The following is an 8302-nucleotide window of genomic DNA, read 5'->3' on the forward strand; positions in this document are numbered from 1 at the left end:
ACCGACGGCCTGACCCCTCAGAGCTCCTGAGCCGGCCAGTCCAGGAGCCGGGCGCCGATGACCGCTGTCTGGAGGGTGTAGCGGTGGACGGGGTCGCTGGGATCGGCTCCTGTCAGTTTGTGGATGCGGTCGAGCCGGTACGTCATGGCCCGCACGCTCAAGGAGAGCCGCCGGGCCGCCTCGGCGGCCACGCAGCCCGCGTCGAAGTACGAGGTGAGCGTGTCGATCAGTGGCTGGGCTCCGCCCCGGGCCTCCTGGAGCGGACCGAGAACGCTCCGCACGAGGTCGGCCATGGCCTGCCGGTCCCGGGTGAGCACCGGGTAGACCAGCAGATCGGCTGCGTGCAGAACCGGGCCTTCGAGGTGCATGCGTGCGGCCAGGTCGAGGGCATTGAGTGCCTCCTCGTAGGAGTGGACAACTCCTCCGGCGCCGGGGTGGGCACGGCCGATGGCCACGCGGCCGCCGTCCGTCCCCGCGTATGCCTGCTTGGCGAAGAAGCTGAGCACATCCGGCTGATCGCCGGGCGCGATACAGATCAGCCGGCCGTCCTTCGTGGTGAGCAGGATGCGTCGGTCTCCGAAACGGGCAACGAGGGACGACTCGATTCGCCGGGTAACGGGGTAGCCGTCGTCGTACTGCTCGGCGCCTTGCGCCACGGCGACCGCGTGGGCGTGGGAGAGAAGCAGTCCGAAGCGCTCGGCGCGTTCGGCGAGGCGGCCGAGGTCGCTGCGCCCGTACAGCAGGTCGTCGATGAACTCGCGGCGGGCCGCCTCCTCCTGGCGTACCGCCAGACGCTGTGCCCGTTCATGGCCTTCCGCGAAGGCGTCCACGGCCTGCTCGACGGCGGCAAGGAGATGGTCGGCGGCGGAATGGGGCAGCTCGGGTCGGACGGCCTGGGCGGCACAGAGGTGGGCTCGGACCAGGGCACGCAGCCCGATGCCTGCCTCTGCGGCCCGCTCGCCCCGGGTCCGGAGCGATTCCAGTTCGTCGCGGGTCAGATTCCGGCCGGTGGCGCTGGCACGTGCCAGGACCTGGGCATACCCCGCCAGATACTCCTCGGGTATCCCCTGCTCGGCCATGGGCCCCTCCCCGTTCTTGACGCGCCGATGGCGACTTCCTACGCACGGAGCTCAAGGGTGGCACGCCCAGGGGCGGTGACCGGCATCAGGGAGCCATAAAGATTGCCGGTGTACGGCAATGCGAACAGGCGTGCCGCACTGTCAGCATGAGCTGGGCCGGGCGGAGGGACAGATCTTCTGCCGGAAGCCGGAAGAAGCACGCTGCTCCGGGATCCAGCGGACGTGACTTGAGAGTCCGACGCATGAAGGGGGATGACCGATGACTGAGTTCCTTGATGCGGCTGTCGGGTTCCCTACAGTGCTGTGCACATCGGCGCTGCTGGTCATGATCGGCTTCTGGCTGCTTGTGCTGCTCGGCGCCGCCGAGTCCGACATGTTCGACACCGACGTGGACACCGACGCGCTGAGCCTCGGTGGAGTGCCTGTCTCGGTGTCGGCCTCGCTGGTGATTGCCCTGGCTTGGTTCGCCAGCTTCACAGGCTCCGTACTTCTCAACCGTACGGGCATGTCCGGTGCCCTCCTCCATCTGCTCGGCGCGGCTTTGCTCTTCGCGTCCCTGCTCTTCGCGTGGCGCGTGACACGGCTGCTCGTGCGGCCGCTGGCGAAGCTGTTCCCCGATGAACCCGGGCCGTCCCGCCAGGACTTCGTCGGGCTGACCTGCACCATCCGCACAGGGTGGGTGGACGCTGACTTCGGCCAGGCAGAAGTCGTCGCGCAGGACGGCTCCACGGCCGTCATACAGGTCCGCCAGAGCGGCACGGACGCACTGGCATGGGGCAGCACGGGGCTGCTGTACGCGTACGACGACGCCGGCAAATACTTCTGGGTCGCTCCCTACGACACGGCGCTCGAACCCCCTTCCGCCGCTTGAGCCTTCGCTCTTTCTCCCCTCTCACCCGAGGACTTCTCATGGATGCCATCGCCGTGGGCATCGGCCTGCTCGTCGCCGTTGTCCTGATCATCGCCATCGCCATGCTCCTACGCCACGTACTGGTGGCAGTCCGTCCGCCGATGTATAGGTCCGGCCCGCGGCAGCGCTCCGGCACCGTGAGGTCCGCTTCGTCCAGTGCCGCGCACCAGCGCTCCACCTCCAGCGGCAGCCGCCAGCCGTCCGCGCGGCGCAGGAACAGCGGGCCGCGACCGGTCAGCAAGGCGTCGGAGCAAGGATCGGCCCGCACACCGCAGCAGTGTGCGTTCCCGTCGGTACCGTCGCCGTCATTGCGCTCCCGCCTGCGTCAGCCGCGCCACTGCCGTGGCCAAGTGGCTGCCCGGAGTGTCGGCCGCCACCTCACGCGCGTCCTGAGGTCCGGTGGGCCGGTCGTACGGGGCATCGATCGTGTCTGCCGCGACGACAGCGCACCCGCTTCAGGGACACCAACGCCTGCCAGGCCCACGTCCCGTCGGCCGACAGCTGTGTGGGCACGGCCACCGTTCGGCTACGACCACGGGAGCAAAGGGATCGTGGGCCCGGTCGGGCCGTGACGTGACAGGGACCGCACGGGTTGTCCATGACATGGAAGAGAAGGCGTACCAGACGCGTCTCGAGCGGATCCTTGGCGTTCCGCTGGCCGAGAGCGCGGTGCGGCAGTGGCCGCAGAGTGGCGAACTCATCCGCGGCAGGTCCCGCATCGCGGACGTGGAGTCCCACTTCGTCGGCCTGAGGCTCGGTGTCGGCAGGCGCCACGTTTGCGGCGACATCCTCGTTGTGGAGTGGAGCACGGATTACGGCGACGGCCGGGTATACCGGAACGTGTCCGTAGCTGACCTGGCGGCAGGGGAGGCCGTCCGGGTGACCGACTACTGGGGCGAGCCGTTCACACCGCCGGAATGGCGGCGGCCCCTGTCCGAACGGCTGGAGATGCCGGACAACGGCATCTGGCCGGCCTCCGACACCCTCACCCAGGACTGACGGGCCCGGACACCCCCTGAGACCGTGACGAGGTCAGAGCCCGTCGGGAAGCCGAAGGAGACGACACGCTGCCGGCTCACACCGAGCTGATGCTCGTCCCGGCCAGCTACCGATCACCTCAGCCGAACACTGGGCCAGGACACCCCGACAGCAACTTCCCCAGGTCGTCAGCGGTGTTCGGGGTTGGGGTAGTCGGAGCGGCAGCCCGCGTCCCACTCGGAGCGCTGGTTGCCGTGTGCGGGGATGCCGCCGGCCTGCTTGAGCATGGCGGCGAGGTGCAGCAGGTTCCAGGTCATGAAGGTGGTGTTGCGGTTGGTGAAGTCGTTCTCCGGGCCACCCGACCCGGGATCGAGGTACGAGGGTCCGGGCCCGGCCTCGCCGATCCAGCCCGCGTCGGCCTGCGGCGGGATGGTGTAGCCGAGGTGCTGGAGGCTGTAGAGGACGTTCATGGCGCAGTGCTTCACGCCGTCCTCGTTGCCGGTGACCAGGCACCCGCCCACGCGTCCGTAGTACGCGTACTGTCCACGGTCATTGAGCAGTGACGAGCCTGCGTAGAGCCGCTCGATGACCTGCTTCATGACGGAGCTGTTGTCCCCCAGCCAGATCGGCCCCGCGAGCACCAGGATGTCGGCCGCCATCACTCGCTCGTACAGTGACGGCCACTCGTCGGTGGCCCACCCGTGCTCGGTCATGTCCGGCCACACGCCGGTCGCGATGTCGTGATCGACGGCCCGGACGAGCTCGGTGGCGACCCCGTTCGACTCCATCGCCGAGCGACTCCTGTCGATCAGCCCCTGGGTGTTGCTGACGTCGGGAGTTCGCTTGAGCGTGCAGTTGATGAACATCGCACGGAGACCGTCGTACGAAGGGGGCGGCTGGGTGTTCACAGAGTGCTCCTGGATCCTGCCGCCGTGGCGTTCACAGCGGTGCGACGCCCTCCATCGTGCGGGCTGGGACCGTCGCCGTCTCCGTATCGGCGCAGGAAGACGATGACGATCACTCCGACGGCCGAACTGTCACGGCGCGACGGCTGACGGGCGTTCACCCGGCCGGGCGCCGGTGCCTGGTCCGTGCGCACTCGCCATGCCTAGGTTCGGCCCATGGACACTCACCACCGCCCGGGCCCGCAGAGCTCCGGTACTGCGACCGACGACGTCGCCCATCTCATGGTGCGCTGCCTGGAGGCCGAGAGCGTGGAATACGTCTTCGGGATCCCGGGGGAGGAGAACATCCGGTTCGTCGACGCCCTGAACGGCTCGGCCATCCGGTACATCCTGGTCCGTCACGAGCAGGGTGCCTCCTTCATGGCGGAGATCTACGGGCGGCTCACTGGCAAGGCGGGGGTGTGCTCGGCCACACTGGGCCCCGGGGCCATCAATCTGGCACTGGGCGCCGCTGATGCGATGACGAACAGCACCCCGCTGGTGGCGCTGGCCGCGCAGGGTTCGCTGGGCCGGGTCCACAAGGAGTCCCACCAGGTCATCGACCTGGTGTCCATGTTCGCTCCGGTCACCCAGTGGTCGGCAGGCGTGCAGAGTCCCGAAGCGGTGCCGGAGATGGTGCGCAAGGCGTTCAAGACCGCGCAGAGCGAGCGTCCCGGGGCGGTCTTCCTTGCAGTCCCGGAGGACATCGAGGCCTCGCGCACCAGGACGCCGCTCGCTCCCTTGCAGGTCGATGCGGTCTACGCGGATGCTCCGTCGTCGTCGCAGGTCGCCCGCGCCGCGGAGGTCGTCGCGGGGGCGCAGCATCCGGTGGTGCTCGCCGGTCATGGTGCTGCCAGGGCGGGTGCGTCGGCGGCCCTGCTGCGTTTCGCCGAACGGCTGAACGTCCCGGTGGCGACCACCTTCCACGGAAAGGGGGTCTTCCCGGACGACCACGCGAACGCGCTCGGCGCGGTGGGCTTCATGCGCCACGACTACGCCAACTTCGGATTCGACTCGGCAGACGTCCTGATCTGCGTGGGTTACGAGATCCAGGAGTTCGACCCGGTGAAGGTCAACCCGGACGGTGACAAGGGCATCGTCCACCTGCACCGCTTCCCCGCGGAGGTCGACTCCCGCTACCCGGTCACCGTCGGCGTCGAGGGCGATCTGTCACTGGGGCTGGACGCGCTTGCCACCGCGCTGCCGGACGACCTCACATTCGGAGTGGGAGCCGGTGAACGCATCCGCTCCCTGCTTGCCGAAGAACTCGACTACGGCCGGAACAACGACGCCTGCCCCCTCGTGCCGCAGCGCGTCGTGGCGGACGTGCGGGCCGCGCTCGGCCGGGAGGACATCGTCCTCGCCGACACCGGCGCCGGGAAGATGTGGATGGCCCGGCTCTACCCCGCCTATGCGCCGGACACCTGCCTGGTCTCCAACGGCCTTTCCACCATGGGCTTCGCCCTGCCCGGTGCGATCGCGGCCAAGCTGGCCCGTCCGGAGCGGCGCGTGCTGGCCATGATGGGGGACGGCTCGTTCCTGATGAACTCCCAGGAGCTGGAGACGGCCGTCCGCGAGCGCATCCCCCTAGTGGTGCTCGTCCTGGTCGACGAGGAGTACGGCCTGATCACCTGGAAGATGGAGCTGGAACTCGAGCGCCACAGCCACACCCACTTCACCAACCCCGACTTCGTCTCCTACGCCGAAAGCTTCGGCGCGCGCGGCTACCAGATCAAGGCGGCCGACGAGCTGCTTCCGACGCTGCGGCGTGCACTGGACGACGATGGGGTCTCCGTGATCGCCTGCCCGGTCGACTACTCGGAGAACCTGCGGCTCACGGATCGGCTCGGCGAACTCCACGGGCCTTTCTGAGCTGCCGGAGAGCCTTGCCAGACCTGGCCCAAAGTCGCGGAACGGCTATGATGGCCGCGTCCTGAGCTCAGCTGTGGCGGTACGCGCCGATGACGATCACTCCCCGGTGCACGAGCTCGTCCAGGAAGGGATTCGGCCGCAGAGCCGATCCGTAGGCCCAATCCATGTCGAGCCACATCGGCGGGCGACGAGTCGGCGCCCAGCAGTCGATGCGCGAACGATGCGGCCGCAGCAACCCTCAACGGATCGGCCCACAGCCTCGCCTCCTCGGCGAAGACCGAACTCCGGCGCGAGCGCAGGTTGCACAGGAGCGCCTGATCCTCACCGCGGCGGTCATCATGGCCGGAGTCAGCAGCATCGTCATCACCGCGGTCAAGGCCACGAGCTGTCGGTCGCTGGCGCCCGGCTTTCCCTCGAGCCAGGTATTGATGCTGCCCGCCGGCCCAGCCCCACAGATCGGCGAGCTCCGTCGGGCTGGAGGGCGGGTTTGCGCCGGACGCGGATAGCTCCGCGGGCTTGCCGGTCCGGCAGTCGCTGCCGATGACGAGTTCACGCAGGCGCAGGAGTCGGGAGCGGTAGTTCCGGCGGGTCGACTCCTTCACCTGGGGGCAGCCGACGGCGATGAACCGCTCGATCACCTCCCGCGACAGCCATACGTCAGCAGACGCGGGCAGGCCCTCGCCGTCGCAGAAGAGCGCCAACTGGGACAGCGCCCCAAGGAGTTCACGGGCTTTCAAGGTCGTCAGGGGCGCCATGCGTTCTGAGCTGGACGGTAAGACTTGACCGGCAAGGGCTGCAAGGCCTGCGCCGACAGCAAACGTGCCGCGCATGCACAGGGCCGAGTCCCCAGCCCGCCGACGCCTCGGCTGCCGACGAGAACGGGCGCAGGTGCCACGCCAAGGCGACACAGGTGGTAACCGGCGGCGAGCCCCGCCGGGCCGCCGATCACCAACACCTGCGTCTGTGGGGCATGCGGCGTCCTGCGCCTCGTCGCCTCGGCCGGGCACGAAGATGAGCGCCCCAGTGCCAGGCCCACGACGGCACCGACGAGGCGAGCGCCGATGAAGCCGCGCGTTCGTACGGACATCCTGACCGGCGGCCTGGAGGCACTCCCAGTGACCTGGTGATCAGGCGGCGGCTCGGGGTGGGTTTCGTACATACGGAACGCCACGAGGATCCCGGATGCTGCAGTGAGGGCGGCGTCTACGGCGGTGGCCAGGAACGCGGCCTGCGGCCGCCGATCAGGCCGCCCGCGCCGCAGGCCAGACCGAGGAACCAGTCCGTTTGATTCTTGCCACCCCAAAGGGGGCATGGTCGGTAGCGACCGTCGAAGTACTCAAGCAGCCCTGGGTGGTGGGAAACGATCAAGGTATTCGCTGGGAACGATCTTGATTGACTGTGCGTAGGTGCTGACCAGCGCATTTCGTCGGTTGCCCACAGAGAGAAACCGACGAAACGGGTCTCGGCCGGTGACGAAAGTCATGGCTGGGGCCCGTTTCTCGTTGTCCGGGGCGCCGCGGTCCGAGTTGAGGGCGGATTCGGGCGTTTCGGCGTGAAAGGTCACACACCGTGGCATGCGTCACGATGCGGGCCCTGATCTTTGGTTGATCTTCAGCTGGTGCGGCGGAGTTGATCACTAGCCGGTCGGTGCGAGGTAGCCGGTGGGGGGTCTACATGGCCAGCGGCTTGGTTCTGCGCCTGTGATGGGTGCGCTTGCGTGGGCGCTGCCCGTTGAGGGCGAGGGTCTCCACCCATTCCTTGATCTTCCGGCAGTTGGCGTGTGCCAGTTGGAAGGCCAGGAGGATCGTCTGGGCGGCGATGCCGCGGATACGCCGGGAGCAGGCCGCTACACCGGGAGCCGGCCGCCTCGATGCCCTCGCCGAGGGGTTCTTCGCGTAGCCATTGAAGCCCTCGACGCTGTTCCGGAGCCGGAAGTAGATCTTCCGCCATTCCTCGTCGCCGTACTCGAGGGCCTGCCAGTGCATGGCTTCGGAGGTTGGGGCGAGGGTGACGCTGCGCTGGCGGCAGACCTTGTGAGGCACTTGTTCGCGATTCCCCTACCAGCCACGTGGCCGGAGGCTCCCCGCCGGTCGGCGGGGGTGGTTCGGACACGTGACGGATGGTTGAAATCAGTATTTTTTCGGAGCCTGGAAGCATGGGATACGGCCTTTCAGCTCTGGGCCAGGCCGTCCGTGTCGCCAGCCTCGGACGACCCTTCCTTGTGTACGCCCTTCTATGCGTGGGCAAACGGGCGATTGATCGGTCGCGATCCGATCTCCGTACCGGGTGGCTGCCGCTGCCCCTGGCCGGTCAACCGGCGGGCGGGAGGCGCTGGGCGCCGCTGTTGGTGTCACGTCCCGATGTGCGCAGCAGGGGCGTGACGGTTTCGGCGGTCATCCGACAGTGGACGGCCTGACTGGAGGCGACGGCACATGTCTTCCGAGACCACGACGGGCACTGATGGTGCAGCGGTTGGCGCGGAAGGGCTCCTGGCCGGGGTTCTGGCGGGTGTTCTGCGT

6 protein-coding genes and 1 pseudogene are annotated in these 8302 nt (G+C 68.4%); 3 read left to right on the plus strand and 4 right to left on the minus strand.

Features of this window, described 5'->3' with window-relative positions; translation table 11 throughout:
• Positions 1–17 precede the first annotated feature (17 nt).
• Positions 18–1079 carry a CdaR family transcriptional regulator gene (locus J7E87_RS12830; protein ID WP_215093206.1) on the minus strand — a complete coding sequence of 354 codons (1062 nt, stop codon included), beginning with the start codon at positions 1077–1079 and terminating at the stop codon, positions 18–20.
• Positions 1080–1338: 259 nt separating this feature from the next.
• Between J7E87_RS12830 and J7E87_RS12835 the strand changes: the two genes are divergently transcribed.
• On the plus strand, positions 1339–1950 hold the full coding sequence (locus tag J7E87_RS12835; protein WP_215093208.1) for a hypothetical protein: 612 nt from the start codon (positions 1339–1341) through the stop codon (positions 1948–1950).
• A 136-nt stretch (positions 1951–2086) separates the two neighbouring features.
• Here J7E87_RS12835 and J7E87_RS34990 read toward each other — a convergent pair.
• A pseudogene (locus J7E87_RS34990) lies at positions 2087–2257 on the minus strand (class I SAM-dependent methyltransferase); the annotation flags it as partial.
• A gap of 335 nt (positions 2258–2592) precedes the next feature.
• Here J7E87_RS34990 and J7E87_RS12840 point away from each other — a divergent pair.
• Positions 2593–2988, plus strand: coding sequence for a hypothetical protein (locus J7E87_RS12840; RefSeq protein WP_215093210.1), 396 nt, complete (start codon positions 2593–2595; stop codon positions 2986–2988).
• 167 nt (positions 2989–3155) lie between these two features.
• Here J7E87_RS12840 and J7E87_RS12845 read toward each other — a convergent pair whose 3' ends face one another.
• Positions 3156–3833: a flavodoxin family protein gene (locus J7E87_RS12845; protein WP_215093283.1), complete on the minus strand. Its 678-nt coding sequence runs from the start codon at positions 3831–3833 to the stop codon at positions 3156–3158.
• Between the two features lie 255 nt (positions 3834–4088).
• On the opposite strand from J7E87_RS12845, the gene J7E87_RS12850 reads away from it, so the two are divergent.
• On the plus strand, positions 4089–5783 hold the full coding sequence (locus J7E87_RS12850) for an acetolactate synthase large subunit (RefSeq protein WP_215093212.1): 1695 nt from the start codon (positions 4089–4091) through the stop codon (positions 5781–5783).
• Positions 5784–7453: 1670 nt separating this feature from the next.
• Here J7E87_RS12850 and J7E87_RS12855 read toward each other — a convergent pair.
• On the minus strand, positions 7454–7825 hold the full coding sequence (locus tag J7E87_RS12855) for a hypothetical protein (RefSeq protein ID WP_251017327.1): 372 nt from the start codon (positions 7823–7825) through the stop codon (positions 7454–7456).
• Positions 7826–8302: the final 477 nt, after the last annotated feature.

This window comes from Streptomyces sp. ISL-1, assembly GCF_018614585.1.
In the GTDB taxonomy this organism is placed as follows: Bacteria; Actinomycetota; Actinomycetes; order Streptomycetales; family Streptomycetaceae; genus Streptomyces; species Streptomyces maoxianensis.